Origin of the sequence: Trueperella bialowiezensis (assembly GCF_900637955.1) — a bacterium.
GTDB classification, from domain to species: domain Bacteria; phylum Actinomycetota; class Actinomycetes; order Actinomycetales; family Actinomycetaceae; genus Trueperella; species Trueperella bialowiezensis.
Window position 1 is genome coordinate 41886 of record NZ_LR134476.1, and the last position, 15951, is coordinate 57836.

The following is a 15951-nucleotide window of genomic DNA, read 5'->3' on the forward strand; positions in this document are numbered from 1 at the left end:
ATGGCACATGAAACACAGGTTGCGTTCGACCGGCTTATTTTCGCTTTGCAAGAATTCAATGCTGCAGCCGTGTCTGCACACGATCCCGATGATCCGTCGGTGATCGCGGCCGCTAACGTGCTTGCAGATGCCTACACCGTCTATGACGACGCGATTTACACCCAGTACGGGGTGGAAACGCCTCTTGACACGTATGACGACGACGATTACGACGATGACGATTTCGACGATGACGACGATTACGACTTCGATGATTTCGATGACGACGATGATCACGACGACGATGAGGATATCGACGACGATGAGGATATCGACGACGAAGACGACTAGCTAGGCGATCTCGGTAATCACTTGAGAAACAGGCTCGGGTAGCTCGGCGATATCGAGCGAGAGAATCTGTTCAAACTGTGCGTGCGTACGTGCGCCGATGAGCGCGCAGGATACTTGTGGCTGGGCTAGTAACCAGGCGAGGGAAACATCTACGGGCGTTCGTGCCAAGCCGTCGGCAGCTTTTGCCACCGCTTCAACGATCCTGCGCGGCTTGTCAGTCAGATAGGGCTGTACTGTTGCGCTGAGGTGGTCGGTTGCTGCACGTGAGGTGGCTGGAATCGTATGGCGATACTTGCCGGTGAGTACTCCTCCGGCAAGTGGGGCTTGCGCGATCATACCGATCCCGAACTCGCGTGCAACAGCGGTCAGCTCGCCGGCGGGTTGACGTTGCAGGACGGAGTATTCGGCGCCGATTGCCCCGAGCGTCTCAGAATGGATGTCGGTCAGATACTGGGCGGCGCGTGCGACCCGCCAGGCCGGATGATTAGCGAGGCCAATGTAGCGAGTTGCCCCGCTCTGGACTGCTTGGACGAGCGTGTTCATCTGCTGTTCTAGAGGTACGCGCGGATCTGGTGCGCCGACCATGAGGACATCCACATACGTTGTGCCGAGTTTGGCAAGTGTGGAATGCAAAGAATCAATGAGTGCGCTGCGCCCACCGTTGAAGCGGACGGCGTCGTCGTCGTGATAAAACTCGCCGGCGTGAGCGACGACGAACACCTCGGTTCGGTCGACTCCGCCGTCAAACACGCTACCCAGAACGTCGATGGCTAGCCCGTCGCCGTAGACGGGGGAGATGTCGATGGTGGTACCGCCGTGGTCGAGGAGTGAACTGACCATGGCTTGGGCGTCACTGGCTTCGGTGTCGCGCCCCCAGGTGAGCGTGCCAAGGCCGAGGGTGCCCATGCGCAGTCCGGTGGTGCCAAGGAACGTGTGCTTCATATCCCAGAGCCTAACGCACGAGGGCGTTCAAGCGGGCGATAGGCTTGGCAGGTGAGTATTTTTGAGGCTATCGTGCTGGGAATTGTGCAGGGGCTGACCGAGTTTTTGCCGATTTCTTCCTCGGCACACCTGCGAATAGTTGGCGAATTGTTTCCGAACCTTGGCGATCCGGGCGTGACGTTTACGGCGATTACGCAAATAGGGACGGAAACCGCCGTTATTATCTATTTTTGGAAAGACATTGTGCGAATCGTCAAGCACTGGTTCAAATCGCTGCCGGTGGGTCCGTGGAAGAACCAGGTGCCGCGCAACGATCCGCACGCGCGCATGGGCTGGATCGTCATCCTCGGTACGTTACCGATTGTCATCTTGGGCTTGCTGTTAGAAGACTTCATTGACACGTATTTCCGCAACCTGTACTTAACAGCTATCATGCTGGCCGTGTTCGCGGTGTTGCTAGGACTGGCGGACAAGTTCGGAAGTCGTGCGAAGAATTTGGAACAGATGAGTATTCGCGACGGCGTGATCCTCGGCTTTGCACAGGCGATGGCACTCATCCCGGGCGTGTCGCGCTCGGGTGGCACGATCACGGTGGGGCTAGCCCTTGGATACACGCGTACGGCAGCGGCACGGGTGTCGTTCTTCCTCGCGATCCCCGCGATCATGGGCTCGGGTTTCTACCGCTTGCTCACTGACGACGGAAGCGGACCGCAGGTGGGTGCGATGCCTACGCTGGTAGCTACATTCATGGCCTTCGTCGTGGGCTTCGCTGTTATCGTGGGCTTTTTGAAGCTGGTAGAGACCAAATCTTATTTCCCGTTCGTGATTTACCGGTTGCTCCTTGCAGCAGCTGTGGTCGGTATGCTCGGAGCGGGGATTCTCAGCCAGTACTGAGTGTGAGCGAGCTGGAAAGAGGGACTGTTGTGGAAACGTGGGATAAGCCGAGTGTTCCGGAACTGCCAGGGCAGCCGCCGACGTTGCGGCTCTATGATTCGGCCACGGGGCAGCTTGTTGATCTGACGAACGATTCCTTACGAATGTGGATGTGCGGGATTACGCCCTATGACGCCACTCATTTCGGCCATGCGAATACGTATGTTGCGTTCGATACGCTGTCGCGGGTGTGGCGTGACGGCGGACGTGAGCTTGTGACGGCGTCGAACGTCACTGACATGGACGATCCGCTATTCGAACGTGCGGCTCAAACCGGGCAGGACTGGTATGAGCTGGCACTTACCCAAACCCAGCTGTTTCGAGACGACATGGTAGCTCTGCGCGTGTTGCCACCGGACACGTGGACGGCCGTGACAGAGATTCTTGACCCGCTCGAAGAGCTGGTACGCAAAATGGAACAGGACGGCTATGCGTACCGGGTACCGGCTGAGGACGGCTCGGAATTCGTGTATGCAGATATCGCAGCAGACTCGCAGTTTTTGAGCGCACCGGTTTTTGCGGACATGGATGTAAAAGCCTTGTTCGATGCTCGCGGGGGTGATTCGTGGCGTCCGGGTAAACGCAATGAGCTTGATCCTCAGCTGTGGAAGGGCGTGGTCGGTGATGACTATCGGCCTGCCGGCGGGCAGCCGGGCGATTGGCGGCCGGGATGGCATATTGAGTGCGCGCTCATGGCACACCAGAATCTGGGCGAGGTGGACGTCCACGCCGGTGGTAAGGATCTTATTTTCCCGCACCACGAAATGGCCGAGCACCACATGAGGCAGCTGAACCCTAACGGGCAAGAGGTCACCGTGCACGCGCACGCCGCCATGGTGGCTTACGAAGGCGAAAAGATGAGCAAATCGCTGGGCAATCTTGTGTTCGTGTCCAAGCTTCGTCACAGCGGGGTTGATCCGCGTGTGATTCGGCTCGCCATCTTGGCACAGCACTACCGGATCGACTGGGAATACGAAGATGCCGCGCTTGACCATGCGGCCGAACGTTTGCGTGAGTGGCAGGCCGGTATCGATGCGCCCGTCGGAGACGACGACCACGGTCAGCGTTCAAGTGAGGCGGTTTTGGCGCGCATACGTGAAGCGTTGAGTCATGATCTTGATACTCCGCAGGCGCTGAAACTCATGGACGATCACCTTCGTGGCAGGAAATCGTGGGATTCGAAGGCTGATCGGGATCTGGCAAGGGACACGATAGATGCACTTTTTGGAATCAACCTCTAGGCAGCTACCGGACGCCGTGCTAGTAGATATGGACGGCACGCTCACAGACACGGAAAAGCTGTGGTTTCAAGCCGAAATTGACGTCATGGCCGACTTTGGCCGGGAGTGGAAATCAGGCGACGAGACCGAACTGATCGGGATGAATCTGCATGACTCGTCACACTATTTAGTACGCAAACTAGATCTCGACGTCGAACCGGCCGAGTTCGGGCGAATCCTCACGGACAGGGTTGCCCAGCTGGCCGCCGAACACGGGGCGCCATGGCGGCCAGGAGCCCGCGAACTGCTCGAGCTCTTAAGTGCGCTCGGCATTCCGAGTGTGTTGGTCACAGCCTCGATGCGTAACCTCGCCCAGTTCACGCTCGATCAAGCGCCGGCTGGATCCTTGGAATATTGCGTGAGCGGCGAAGACGTGAGTGCGGGAAAGCCCGATCCGGAACCGTACCTGCGCGCTGCGTCGCTAGTCGGGGCAGACCCGTCGCGTTGTATTGCTTTCGAGGATTCGATCCCGGGGCTGACATCGGCGATCAGTTCGGGCGCAGTCACCTACGGAGTGCCGCTCAACATCGACATTAGCCACGTGCGTGGTGCGACCATCATCGACTCACTCGAGGTCGTCAACGAAGAGTTCTTACACACGGCTCTAGCGCGCAGGTAGAGCAAAATTCTGCCGAGGCTAGCTGGCTTTACCTACTTCGGCTGTCAGAAGCTGCTTAACTCCAGACTCGCTCATCTCAGGAGGAGTGTTCCCGTAGGCCGGGCACACGTCTTGGAAATGGCACCAGTTACACAGAGGGCCCTTCGACGGTTCGAAAACACCTGAATCAATGCGCCCCCGAATCGCTGACCAGATCGAATCGACTTCCATTGCTAGTGCAGCGACGTCGTCTGGATGTGGATCGTAGGTTAGCACGCGCCCGTCTTTGAGGTAGATGAGCTGCGTGCGAGCGGGCAACACGGCGTCGGAATGATAGAGCGCCGTTGCATAGAACCGCATTTGGAATAGCGCTTCGGATTGGAAACGTGGCGCGGGAGACTTGCCCGTCTTGTAATCAACGAGCCGGAGCTGCCCGTTTGGTGCACGGTCAATGCGGTCAATAATCCCGCGGATCGCAAGCCCGGACGGTAGCACGGCGTTGACGAAGCTTTCCCGCGCATCGGGCTCTAAGAACTGCGGGTTTTCCAAGTGAAAATAGTTGGCGATAAGTGGCCGAGCAGAGCCGAGCCACTCGGCTTGATCGCGCTCCGACTCAAAAAGCTCGAGCACGCTGGGATCTTTTTCCACATGTGTGTGCCAGGCTGGTTCCAGCAGCTCCTGAGCACGTTCGGGTGTGCGCTCGGTTGCCGGTGAATCGTACAGGTGCTCCAACACGGAGTGCACGATCGTTCCGCGTAGCGCGGCAAGCGACGGCGGTTCTGGAAGCCTGTCGATCACGCGAAAGCGGAACTTGAGCGGGCAGTTCTTAAAATCTGCGGTGCGCGAGGGCGAAAGAGCAGCGTGTCGTGTCATGCATCCAACCGTATCCACTTGCACCGACAATTTTCCGTAAGATGGCACAGATGACTACTTATCCACACCCATTGGGTTCTGATCGCCGCAGAGGTCCATTCCGCGCAGGTGAACGAGTTCAACTGACCGATAGAAAAGGACGCCGCTACACCACAATGCTGACCCGCGACGGGTATTTTCAGTCGCAGCGTGGCAACTTCCGGCATCACGTTCTGATTGGTGCAGAGGAAGGAACTGTTTTCGAAACCGAGTCGGGACACGAGATGCAAGCGATGCGTCCACTCGTGGCTGACTACGTGTTTTCGATGCCCAGAGGAGCCACGCCCATCTACCCGAAAGACGCGGCGCAGATCATTCAGCAAGCCGATATTTTCCCAGGTGCGCGCGTGTTCGAAGCCGGAGTGGGATCGGGTGGGCTCACCCTGTCGCTACTGGCTGCGATCGGTCCAGACGGCCATCTCACCTCGTGCGAGCGGCGTAGCGAGTTCGCCGAGATCGCCCAGGCCAACGTGGAATCGTGGTACGGCCCTCAACAACCGCCGTGGGATCTCATCGTCGGTGAAGCAGCAACCGTGCTCGGCGATCTAGACGAAGCGAGCCTCGATCACGTCATTCTCGACATGCTGGCGCCCTGGGAAATCATTGCCGATGCGGCACGGGCGCTACGCTCCGGCGGCGTCGTCGTCGGATATGTGACGACGACGACCCAGCTGTCACGGTTCGTCGAGCTGCTCCGTGAGTCGGAGTGTTTCAGCGAGCCCGACGCGTTCGAGACGGTCATGCGAACGTGGCACCTCGACGGTCTGGCCGTGCGCCCTAACCACTCGATGGTCGGACACACGGGATTTCTCGTCATCGCCCGGCGTATCGCCAGGGGCAGCACACCCTTGGAACGGAAGAAGAGGCCGGCACCAGCCGCGCATTCCGAAGCGCCCGATTGGGATACGTGGAGTGGCGAGGACCTGCCACAGCGAGAGATGTCAGAAAAGAAGTTGCGTAAAGTTCGCCGCGATGTGGCACACCGCGCGGATGTTGAACTATCCGGCTCGTCCGTTCCGGGCGATAATAGCTCTCGTATGAATCGTAAGCTTGCCGAGGAAGCGCGCAAGAGGAGGGACGAACAGTGAACGACCAAGAGGAAATCTTCGGCCTCCAAGAAGCCATCGCCTCACTCGAAGAGAAAAACGATCGGCTCGCCACAGCGCTCCAACAGGCACGCCGCCGCATCCAGGACCTGTCGACTCAGGTAGAAAAACTATCCGAACCACCAGGGTCGACTGCCACGTTCATTTCAGCTGATCATGACCGCCACGAAGTGCTCGCACTGGTCAATGGGCGGAAGATGATTCTGGCAGCATCCACGCTCATCGAACTGGGCAACGTTCGCCCAGGCCAAGAACTGTTGTTGAACGAGGCGCTCGTCGTCGTCGGAGTATCGAGCTACGAACGGGTAGGCGAGATCGTCACGGTCAAACTCGTCATCGACAGCGAGCGCGCTCTAGTTCAGGTGCACGCCGACGACGAACGAGTCATGCGCATATCCGGGCGCCTACAAGATCAGGATGTGCGAGTTGGCGACACGGTGCTGGCCGACACGAAGGCGGGCTTCATCCTTGAGCACGTGGAGCGCCCCGACGTCGAACACCTGCTGCTCGAAGAGGTGCCCAACGTGTCCTATTCCGACATCGGCGGCTTGGACTCGCAGATCGAACAGATTAAAGATTCTGTCGAACTGCCGTTTGAACAGCCCGAACTGTATCGGGAACACGGGCTTAAACCACCAAAGGGTGTGCTGCTGTATGGGCCGCCGGGTACCGGTAAGACGCTGATCGCGAAGGCGGTTGCCACGTCGTTGGCTAAGAAAATATCCGAGCGTGATGGCCACGAGGCGCGTTCGTACTTCCTCAACATCAAAGGCCCGCAGCTACTTGACAAGTACGTCGGTGAAACCGAACGGCAAATCCGGGAAATTTTTTCTCGCGCCCGCGACCGCGCTGCCTCGGGAATCCCCGTTGTCATCTTTTTTGACGAGATGGAAGCGCTGTTCCGCACCCGTGGCTCCGGCATTTCTTCCGACGTCGAAACCACGGTTGTTCCCCAGTTGCTCGCCGAAATCGACGGCGTCGAGCAGCTCGATAACGTCATCGTCATCGGCGCATCGAACAGAGAAGACATGATTGATCCGGCTATTTTGCGACCCGGCCGGTTGGACGTGAAGATCAGAATCGAACGCCCCGATCTGGCCGGAGCTGCCGATATTCTGCTCAAGTACCTCACGCCTGATCTGCCGATTCACCGCGACGAACTAGCCAAGCACGGAAACGCTGAAGCGGCCGTGACCGCCATGGCTCATGCCACCGCTCAGCAGCTGTTTACGCGCAGCGAGGATAACGAATACATCCACGTCACATACAGTGACGGCAGCACCGAGGTGCTCTACGTGTCCGATTTCGTCTCGGGTGCGATGCTTGCCGCCATCGTGGACCGCGCGAAGAAGCTCGCGATTAAGGACTTGCTAGCCACTGGGCAGCGAGGTATTCGCCAGCAGCACTTGTTGACTGCCCTTGCCCAGGAAATTCGGGAAAACGAAGACCTGAGCCAGATGACTAACCCGGATGAATGGGCGCGCGTACACGGGCGCACATCCGGTAAGCGGATCACCTTCGTCAAACCACTTGCCGGGCACAAGGTCGATCAGACCGAGACTCCAAGCGAGCCAGAGACGCCAGCGGGTAGGATGAGCAACGATCGTCCGGTCAACCAGTGGGACGACGTGGTTCGTGAGGGGCTGATATGAGCGTACGGCGTGGTATCGGATTAGAAACAGAGTTCGGGATTCTTGACGCCGATAATCCGCGGGCGAATCCGATTGTGCTGTCAACGGATGTGGTGGATGCCTATGGTGGGCGCGGAAGCGCTGCCGGGGGAGCGGGTGCGATCCGGTGGGATTATCACGGGGAAGATCCGCTGAACGATGCACGTGGTTTCCGTATTGACCGCGCGAGTGCCCACCCGTCGATGCTCACCGACGATCCGGACAATCCTGCGCCGTCGGGGGACGTTCGCCTCGAATCGGTGCGCCGCCCGTCGGAAAAAGAGCTTGCCTTGCCGCGCGCGGCGAACGCTGTGTTAACGAATGGGGCCCGGCTTTACGTCGATCACGCTCACCCGGAGTATTCCTCGCCTGAAGTAGCTAACCCGCGCGAGGCGATCCTATGGGACAGGGCAGGCGATGCGATCGCGGTGGAAGCCATGGAACTTCTGGGCGAAGCAGGGCGCAATATCGTCTTGTACAAGAACAACGTGGATGGCAAGGGAGCATCCTACGGTAGCCACGAAAACTATCTGGTGAATCGCGACCTCGATTTCCAGGACATCATCCGCTATCTCACGCCTTTCTTTGTGACGCGGCAGATCCTATGTGGGGCGGGGCGGCTTGGCCTTGGCCAGCAGTCACAACAGCCCGGTTTTCAGATTTCCCAGCGGGCTGATTACATCGAAAACGATGTCGGCCTGGAAACCACGTTCAACCGGCCGATTATCAATACGCGCGATGAACCGCACGCCGATCCTGAGCTGTACCGGCGACTGCACGTCATTTGCGGCGATGCGAACTTGTTTGACGTGTCGAATTTGCTCAAGGTTGGAACGACGTCGCTCGTGTTGTGGCTTCTCGAATCAGGCAGGGTGCCACTCTCATTGGACAGCGCAATGCTGTATGAGCCGGTGCGTGCTGGGTGGGAGATTTCGCACGATCCTACTTTGACGCGCACGGTGGACATGGTTGATGGCACGCAGTGCACGGCGATTGATGTCCAGCAGATGTATCTTGATGCGATCCGTGATGAGTTGGGCGATGATCTGGATTTTGACACCCGAGAAATCCTCACCACGTGGCAAGAAACCCTCGACATGCTTCGCGTTGACGTGTTGTCGGCAGCCGGCCGGGTCGAATGGGTAGCCAAATATCAGATGCTTGATTCGCTACGCCAGCGTACGGGCGGGTCGTGGGATAACGATCGGCTGCGCGCTTTCGATCTGCAATGGCACGATCTGCGCCCTGATAGGTCGATCGTCAATAAATTGGATGAGGCCGGCCGAGTGGAACGCCTGTTCCACCCCGAGCAGGTGGACTGGGCAGTGCGGCACGCGCCGCAAAGTACGCGCGCATATTTGCGTGGTGGTCTGATCCGCCGGTTTGCGGGCAACGTCATGGCAGCGGGCTGGGATGGGATCACACTCGACGTGCCAGGCTATGAGAGTCTGGTGCGCATTCCGCTTGCACACCCGCAACGCGCGAATCAGGAACTTGTGGGTGAGATCTTGGAAAACGCGGAGTCTGTGGAAGATTTTTTGGTTCATCTCACGTCGGCCTAGCCGTGCCTGAGCTACGTGACTACGATGTGCACTAGGAAAGGATGACATGTCTGAACAGGAATTTCTGCAGCCACGCAGGCGCACAGAAGAACAGAGCCAGGAGTTACCTCAAGCGGTGGTGAATACGGCGGATTTCGATGTGGACGATCTGCTCGATAACATCGATTCGATCTTGGAAGAGAATGCGACGTCGTTCGTGCAGGGTTTTGTGCAAAAGGGTGGCCAGTGATTCCACGCCGTATTTTAGGCGTTGAAACGGAATACGGCGTGCTGTGCGCGTCGGAGACTGACGGCCAGCCGTTAGTCGACGCCGAGGAAGCCGCCCACGCCCTTTTCGAGCCACTGTTGCAACGTACCCGGTCGACCAACGCGTTCTTACCTAATGGTGCGCGGCTTTATCTCGACGTGGGAGCGCATCCGGAATATGCCACGGCAGAGTGTGACGACCTCGGAGATCTGCTTGCCAATGATCGTGCTGGCGACGCACTTTACGCAGACATGGCGGCGCAGGTAGATGAGCAGTTCCCGGGCGGTAAACTGCACCTGTTCAAGAACAATCTGGATAGTTACGGCAACTCGTACGGGTCTCACGAGAACTATTTGGTACGTCGTCGCCGTGACTTCCGGGCACGGATCGATTCGCTGATTCCGTTCTTTGTGACGCGCCAGATCATGGTGGGGGCCGGTTTCGTCGAGGTGACGGATGACGGGCCGAGGTACAAGATTTCGCAGCGTGCTGACATTATGGACGACGCCGTGTCGGCGGCCACCACGAGGTCGCGGCCGATGATTAACACGCGTGACGAACCGCATGGGGATGCCGAACTGTATCGGCGTATGCACGTGATCGTCGGCGATTCGACAATGTCGGATTCTACGACGGCGCTAAAAATTGGTTCGACTGAAGCTCTGATAAACGTGATTGAGTCTGGCAGGCGGATGACCGTGCGTGAACTGGCCGATCCGGTTGAGGCGATCCGGGAAGTCAGTGTCGATACGACGGGGCGGGCGCTCGTGACCCTTAAAGATGGGTCGACGATGAGCGCGCTGGAGATCCAACGTGAGGTCTACGAGTTCGTCGTCACTCACTACGAAGAGGAAGGATGGCTGGCTGAGCTCGATCCAATTCGGCGTTATGTGTTTGACCTGTGGGGTCGCACGCTTGACGCGCTTGAACAGAGCGCCCCGGAACGTGTAGCAACGGAGATTGACTGGATTGCTAAGTGGCGGCTGCTGGGCCGTTACGCGGACAAACTGGGTGTGAATCTAGCTGACCCGCGTATTGCCCGGCTTGATCTTGCCTGGCACGACATCACGGATGCCGGTCTGCGCCCCGCGTTGGAACGAAGCGGCGGGCTGAAAAAACTTATGAGCGCTGAGCGCATTGAGGAGGCTAAGGGGATTCCGCCGCAGACCACGCGGGCAAAGGTCCGGGGTGATTTTGTGGCGCTTGCGATGGAAAATCGGCGTGATTTCATGGTCGATTGGATGAATATTCGCCTTCTTGACGACGACGGCGCACGCCACTTTACCCTGAAAGATCCGTTCGCAGCTGCTGATGCTCAGATCGACGAACTTATGGAGCACATGGATCGTGCATAACAACGGCCGCTTGATCTGGATTGCGGCGTTGATCGTCGGCCTGTTCGCGGGTTTCACGATCTCCGCTGTGCAATATCGGTTTGTGAACGCGAAGGATCCGCTCGTCGTCACGGTGGAAGGCGAGTTGGGCTCCCCGGTGACGGTGCGAACATCCGGATCGGCTTCGCGTGGAGCGCGAGACACGATTGAGGTGCATAAGCAGGGCTCCGGCCGTGCCGTCAGCGACGGCCAAGTGCTAGCGCGCGTGACTAATTTTCGGATCACGCCTGGTAAGGATCCCTTGGAATCGGGTCAGTCGTACATTGTTGGTACAGCGCCTGAGGATATTCCCTCAGAGTTAACGGATTATATTCAAGGTAGAGCGGAAGGCAGCCGCGTTGTCGGCGTCGAACCGGAGGCCGGGTCAGCACTTGTGCGAGTGGTGGATATTTTGCCCACCGTCATCACTGGCGAACAGGCGGCTACGTCAGCAGGAGGCGGACTTCCTGCACTTTCGGTCACCGACGCCGGTATCCCGGTGGTGAGTGCCGGCGGCGGTGAGGTTGGCACATATGCTCAAGTTGATCTGATCGAGGGGACGGGCGCTCAGATAGGGCCGCGTGACGTCGTCGCTGTGAACTACATGCTGATTGCCCCCGACGGCACAGTCAAAGAAAGCACGTGGGATCAAGCTTCGCCGACCGTGCTGAATGTGGACGAGGTTTTCCCCGGTTTGCGTACCGGGCTGGTCGATTCACGGGTAGGTACGCGCATGGTGCTTGCCGTTCCGGCCGAACAGGCGCGCGGCGATTCCGATGTGGCGTTGGTGGTAGACGTGCTCGCTAAAGTGACGAGCGAACAATAACGTCTGCATTCAGATGCGACGGGCACGCGTCAAGAAGTTCGGCTTCCTGGGCGGCCCAGGCATCCCAGTAATCTGACCAGTCGTACGGATCGCGAGCGCGCACCCGAGCTTTGCGCACTGACTCGGGTACGTCCAGCCACACGCTGAGGTCAAGGTGGGGTCGTATCTGTGCTGAGGTGGATCCGCAGCCGACGACGAAGACGACGTCGGAATCGCTGCGTTCCGGAATGGCGACGTGGGGACCCCACATGTTGTGCTCCCAATCCCAGATCGGCGCGCGCGTGTGGCCTTCGCGCCGAATATCGGCAACGATTGTGGCGACGTTACTGATGCCGGCGGTGAGTCCGTGCCAGCCAGCGATGTGGTTTTCTACTTCGAAGCTTGATGAGTTGCCAATCTCGTGTTCGAGTTGGGCAGCAAAACTGGTTTTTCCCGCTCCGGATCGCCCATCAATTCCGACGAGCACGGGAAGCCCCGGCCGGCGGGTCAGCTCGCGGATGCGGGCGGTGACTGCGGCAATAGCGCTGGCCGTGTTCACTTCGTGGGCGTTTGTCATAACGCACAGCCTAATTGGCGGTACGATATTGCGGTAGTCAACGAAGGGTCATGATGAGCACTCCAATTCGTATCATTCCATGTCTGGACATCTCGCACGGGCGGGTTGTGAAAGGCGTCAATTTTGCACACTTGAAAGATGCGGGCGATCCGGTCGAGCTGGCAGCCCGCTATAGTGCGATGGGCGCCGACGAGATCACGTTCTTGGATATTTCCGCGAGCGTGGAGGGCCGGGGCGCATTGCTTGACGTGTTGCGCAAGGCAGCGGGCGAAGTGAACGTGCCGCTGACGATTGGTGGCGGCGTGCGGAGCGTGGATGACGTGCGGGCGCTGCTCGGTGCTGGAGCCAACAAGGTGGGAATCAACACGGCCGCACTGGCTCGCCCGGAGTTGATCACCGAGGTCGCTGAAGAATTCGGCGGGGATGTCGTCACGCTGTCAGTTGATGCACGCCGGGAATCGGACATGGATTCTGGTTTCGGTGTGACGACTCATGGTGGCACGAGGTCGGCTGGCGTGGACGCGGTTGAGTGGGCCGTGCGCGCGGCGGAGCTCGGCGCGGGGGAAATCTTGCTTAATTCGATGGATGCGGATGGCACAACTGATGGCTTCGACATCGAACTGATCAGCAAGGTTCGTGACAAAGTTTCTGTTTCATTGATCGCCTCTGGCGGTGCGGGTACGGCCGAGCATTTCGTGGACGCAGCCAGAGCGGGGGCCGACGCCGTGCTTGCTGCGTCCGTGTTCCACTTCGGCACGCTGACCGTGGCAGACGTCAAAGAAGCACTTGCGCAGGCTGGCTTCGAGGTACGCCTGTGACCGACGAGCTGACGAGCGAGGTTGCAGCCAAAGTAACGTTCGACGCGAACGGGCTTGTTCCAGCTATTATTCAAGACGCCGAGACCAAGGACGTGCTCATGCTCGGGTATATGAATAGCGTGGCGCTCGCCCGCACGCTGAGCTCGGGGCGCGTGTGGTTCTGGTCGCGTTCCCGCCAAGAATATTGGCGTAAAGGCGACACCTCGGGGGCTATTCAACTCGTGCACGGTGTGGAAGTAGATTGCGATGGCGACGCCCTGCTCGTGTCCGTCACTCAAAAGATCGCCGCGTGCCACACCGGCAAGTGGCGGTGTTTCGACGAAGGTGGCCAGCTGCCACTACGGCTTGAGACAACCGGGCACACAATACAGCGCGATAAGGAGAACACGTAGTGAAGAACCTGGAATGGGGTCAGATCTGGCCGAGCCTGAACGAATTTGCCGATCTCGGTAAGAGTCGGCGGGTGGTTCCGGTCGTCACGAAGATTCTTGTTGACGACGCCGCGCCCGTCGGCCTGTATCGTGCACTGGCAGACTCTCGGGTAGGAACGTTCCTGTTAGAAAGTGCCGAATCGGACGGCACGTGGTCACGGTGGTCGTTCATTGGCGTAGCAGCGCGGGCGTGGATGACCACCTTTGACGGCACAGCGACCTGGCATGGTGATGTGCCAGAGGGCTTGCTTCGTGAAGGTACCACCATGGAGGTTCTCGAATCGGCACTCACCGAGCTGACGAGCGAACCGATCGACGGGCTACCCCCGCTCACCGGCGGACTCGTGGGCACGCTCGGCTGGGACACGCTCTACGACTGGTGGCCTGATCTGCGCAGGAAAGCTCCACAAGAACACACGACCCCAGACGCGGCACTGTGCTTGGCTGACGACCTCGTCGTCGTCGACCACCGGGAAAACTGCGTGTGGATCGTGGCCAACGCGATCAACCGAAATAACACGCCGGAGGGTATCGAGCGCGCTTACGAAGACGCCGTGGCGCGCGTCCACGCGGTCCGCGAAAATCTCAACAGGCCGGCGTCTGCTCATGCGGCAACAATGAGCAACGTTCCCGCACCGCAGCCTCAGTGGCGTGTGAGCGAAGAAGAGTTCGTGGCGGCACTCGATAGGGCGAAGGCATACATTGAGGCGGGAGAAGCCGAGCAGATCGTCGTCTCGCAACGTGCCGATATCGACTCGCCGGCAGATCCGCTGGACGTCTACCGGGTGCTCAGAGCAATCAATCCGAGCCCTTACATGCTATTTTTGCGTTTGCCAGACGGCACCGAATCGGGATTCACGATTGTGGGATCCTCGCCAGAAACCCTTATCAGGGTCACCGATGGCCAGGCGATGACGTTCCCGATTGGCGGCACGCGCCCACGGCCAGCCGACCCGCTCGATGACGCGCGAGTCATCGAGGAACTCAAGGCCGACCCGAAGGAAGTCAACGAACACATGATGCTCGTTGAACTATCAAAATCTGATCTCGCAAAAGTCTGTGATCCGCAGTCAATCGAAGTTGTGGATCTCATGGCAATTAAAGTGTTTTCACACGTCATCCACATTACGTCCACGGTGATTGGAACGCTCAACGAGGGGACGACAATCGCGGATTGCCTGGCGGCAACATTCCCCGCCGGCACGCTTTCTGGAAGCCCGAAACAGCGATCTGTTGAGATTATCGACGAACTGGAAGCCTCCCGCAGAGGAATTTTCGGCGGGGTGACGGGCTACTTTGACTTTTCAGGAAATGCTGACCTTGCGATCACGATTCGTACCGCGATTGTTAAGGACGGCAAAGCAAGCGTGCAGGCCGGAGCCGGCGTCGTCGCCGAATCTGACTCGCACTACGAATATACGGAAACCCAAAACAAGGCCGGAGCCGCGATACGGGCGATCCAGCTGGCGTCCCAGCTTTCGGAATCCGCTTTTTCGCCCGGCGCCTAAGCCCGGGTATGGTTGCCTGAGGGGAAGGATGGTTATGACTGTTTTAGATGACATCATTGCTGGCGTTAGGGAAGATCTCGCGCTGCGGGAAGCCGCGGTGAGCCTAGATGAGCTCAAGGAACAAGCGGCAAAGGTACGCAGCCCGCTCAACGTGATTGACGCGCTTAAACCACCCGGCGAGCACCGTAGCGTTCAGGTGATTGCTGAAGTCAAACGCCGCAGCCCCTCGAAAGGCGCTTTGGCCGACATCCCGGATCCAGCCGATCTTGCCGGCATTTACGAAGAAGGTGGCGCCGCCGTCATCTCCGTACTGACAGAACAGCGCCGCTTTAGCGGCACGCTCGCGGATTTGGACGCCGTCCGGGCTCGCGTTGATATCCCGGTGCTGCGCAAAGACTTCGTCGTCACTCCCTATCAGATTTGGGAAGCGCGGGCACATGGAGCGGACATGGTGCTCATCATCGTCGCAGCGCTCGAACAGAACGTACTCACCTCCCTCGTCGAGCGAGTCCATTCGTTGGGGATGACAGCCCTCGTGGAAGCGCATAACCGTGAAGAAGCTATCCGCGGACTCGACGCGGGCGCCCAGGTGCTCGGAATTAATGCGCGCAACCTCAAGACACTCGACGTCGACATGGCAACGTTCGACAGGGTTGTCGACGTCGTGCCCGATTCGGTGGTGAAAGTGGCCGAATCCGGCGTGGCGTCTACGAACGACATGCTCAACTATGCGCGCTCCGGTGCTGACGCCGTGCTCATGGGAGAAGTCCTCGTGACCGACGGTAACCCGCTGCAAGCCGTCCGTGACATGGTGGCTGCCGGTCAGCACCCCTCGCTTAACTCGAATTAAAAGAAGGAT

Annotated in this window: 17 protein-coding genes; 14 read left to right on the forward strand and 3 right to left on the reverse strand. The window is 58.8% G+C overall.

Going from position 1 to position 15951, the window contains the following annotated elements; all coding sequences use genetic code 11:
• Positions 1-330 carry a hypothetical protein gene (locus EL234_RS00220; protein WP_126415582.1) on the forward strand — a complete coding sequence of 110 codons (330 nt, stop codon included), beginning with the start codon at positions 1-3 and terminating at the stop codon, positions 328-330.
• On the opposite strand, the gene EL234_RS00225 is transcribed toward EL234_RS00220, so the two are convergent.
• The gene (locus EL234_RS00225; protein ID WP_126415583.1) at positions 331-1272 is read right to left on the reverse strand and encodes an aldo/keto reductase; all 942 of its coding nucleotides are present in this window, start codon (positions 1270-1272) and stop codon (positions 331-333) included.
• Between the two features lie 51 nt (positions 1273-1323).
• Here EL234_RS00225 and EL234_RS00230 point away from each other — a divergent pair, with 51 nt between their 5' ends.
• From EL234_RS00230 to EL234_RS00240, 3 genes are read left to right on the forward strand one after another with little or no spacing between them, the layout of a single operon-like run.
• Entirely contained in the window at positions 1324-2166 is an 843-nt protein-coding gene (locus EL234_RS00230; RefSeq protein WP_126415584.1) for an undecaprenyl-diphosphate phosphatase, read from the forward strand.
• Positions 2167-2195: 29 nt separating this feature from the next.
• Positions 2196-3446 carry a hypothetical protein gene (locus tag EL234_RS00235; RefSeq protein WP_126415585.1) on the forward strand — a complete coding sequence of 417 codons (1251 nt, stop codon included), beginning with the start codon at positions 2196-2198 and terminating at the stop codon, positions 3444-3446.
• Complete coding sequence (locus tag EL234_RS00240; RefSeq protein ID WP_126415586.1) at positions 3421-4104, forward strand: HAD family hydrolase; 684 nt, start codon at positions 3421-3423, stop codon at positions 4102-4104. Before EL234_RS00235 ends, EL234_RS00240 begins: the two co-directional genes overlap by 26 nt.
• An 18-nt stretch (positions 4105-4122) precedes the next feature.
• Here EL234_RS00240 and EL234_RS00245 read toward each other — a convergent pair whose 3' ends face one another.
• On the reverse strand, positions 4123-4956 hold the full coding sequence (locus EL234_RS00245; RefSeq protein ID WP_126415587.1) for a RecB family exonuclease: 834 nt from the start codon (positions 4954-4956) through the stop codon (positions 4123-4125).
• Between the two features lie 50 nt (positions 4957-5006).
• On the opposite strand from EL234_RS00245, the gene EL234_RS00250 reads away from it, so the two are divergent.
• Genes EL234_RS00250 through EL234_RS00275 form a run of 6 tightly spaced genes read left to right on the forward strand, consistent with a single transcriptional unit; the run spans position 5007 to position 11779 of the window.
• Positions 5007-6083 (forward strand): tRNA (adenine-N1)-methyltransferase, encoded by a 1077-nt coding sequence (locus tag EL234_RS00250; RefSeq protein WP_126415588.1) that lies wholly within the window; start codon positions 5007-5009, stop codon positions 6081-6083.
• Positions 6080-7753 carry a proteasome ATPase gene (arc, locus tag EL234_RS00255; RefSeq protein WP_126415589.1) on the forward strand — a complete coding sequence of 558 codons (1674 nt, stop codon included), beginning with the start codon at positions 6080-6082 and terminating at the stop codon, positions 7751-7753. Before EL234_RS00250 ends, arc begins: the two co-directional genes overlap by 4 nt.
• A complete protein-coding gene (dop, locus tag EL234_RS00260; RefSeq protein WP_126415590.1) occupies positions 7750-9333 on the forward strand; it encodes a depupylase/deamidase Dop in 1584 nt (527 codons plus the stop codon). The genes arc and dop overlap by 4 nt, the downstream gene beginning before the upstream one ends.
• 46 nt (positions 9334-9379) lie before the next feature.
• Complete coding sequence (locus EL234_RS00265; protein WP_126415591.1) at positions 9380-9562, forward strand: ubiquitin-like protein Pup; 183 nt, start codon at positions 9380-9382, stop codon at positions 9560-9562.
• Complete coding sequence (gene pafA / locus EL234_RS00270) at positions 9559-10935, forward strand: Pup--protein ligase (protein ID WP_322787198.1); 1377 nt, start codon at positions 9559-9561, stop codon at positions 10933-10935. The genes EL234_RS00265 and pafA overlap by 4 nt, the downstream gene beginning before the upstream one ends.
• Positions 10928-11779 carry an FKBP-type peptidyl-prolyl cis-trans isomerase gene (locus tag EL234_RS00275; RefSeq protein ID WP_164712252.1) on the forward strand — a complete coding sequence of 284 codons (852 nt, stop codon included), beginning with the start codon at positions 10928-10930 and terminating at the stop codon, positions 11777-11779. Before pafA ends, EL234_RS00275 begins: the two co-directional genes overlap by 8 nt.
• On the opposite strand, the gene EL234_RS00280 is transcribed toward EL234_RS00275, so the two are convergent.
• On the reverse strand, positions 11757-12335 hold the full coding sequence (locus tag EL234_RS00280; RefSeq protein WP_126415593.1) for a nucleoside/nucleotide kinase family protein: 579 nt from the start codon (positions 12333-12335) through the stop codon (positions 11757-11759). The two genes, EL234_RS00275 and EL234_RS00280, sit on opposite strands and share 23 nt — an antisense overlap.
• Before the next feature lie 53 nt (positions 12336-12388).
• Between EL234_RS00280 and hisF the strand changes: the two genes are divergently transcribed.
• Genes hisF through trpC form a run of 4 tightly spaced genes read left to right on the forward strand, consistent with a single transcriptional unit; the run spans position 12389 to position 15942 of the window.
• Complete coding sequence (gene hisF / locus EL234_RS00285; RefSeq protein ID WP_126417187.1) at positions 12389-13153, forward strand: imidazole glycerol phosphate synthase subunit HisF; 765 nt, start codon at positions 12389-12391, stop codon at positions 13151-13153.
• Positions 13150-13545 carry a phosphoribosyl-AMP cyclohydrolase gene (gene hisI / locus EL234_RS00290; protein ID WP_126415594.1) on the forward strand — a complete coding sequence of 132 codons (396 nt, stop codon included), beginning with the start codon at positions 13150-13152 and terminating at the stop codon, positions 13543-13545. Before hisF ends, hisI begins: the two co-directional genes overlap by 4 nt.
• Positions 13545-15092 (forward strand): chorismate-binding protein, encoded by a 1548-nt coding sequence (locus tag EL234_RS00295; protein ID WP_241969022.1) that lies wholly within the window; start codon positions 13545-13547, stop codon positions 15090-15092. Before hisI ends, EL234_RS00295 begins: the two co-directional genes overlap by 1 nt.
• Before the next feature lie 34 nt (positions 15093-15126).
• Positions 15127-15942, forward strand: coding sequence for an indole-3-glycerol phosphate synthase TrpC (gene trpC, locus EL234_RS00300; RefSeq protein WP_126415595.1), 816 nt, complete (start codon positions 15127-15129; stop codon positions 15940-15942).
• Positions 15943-15951: the final 9 nt, after the last annotated feature.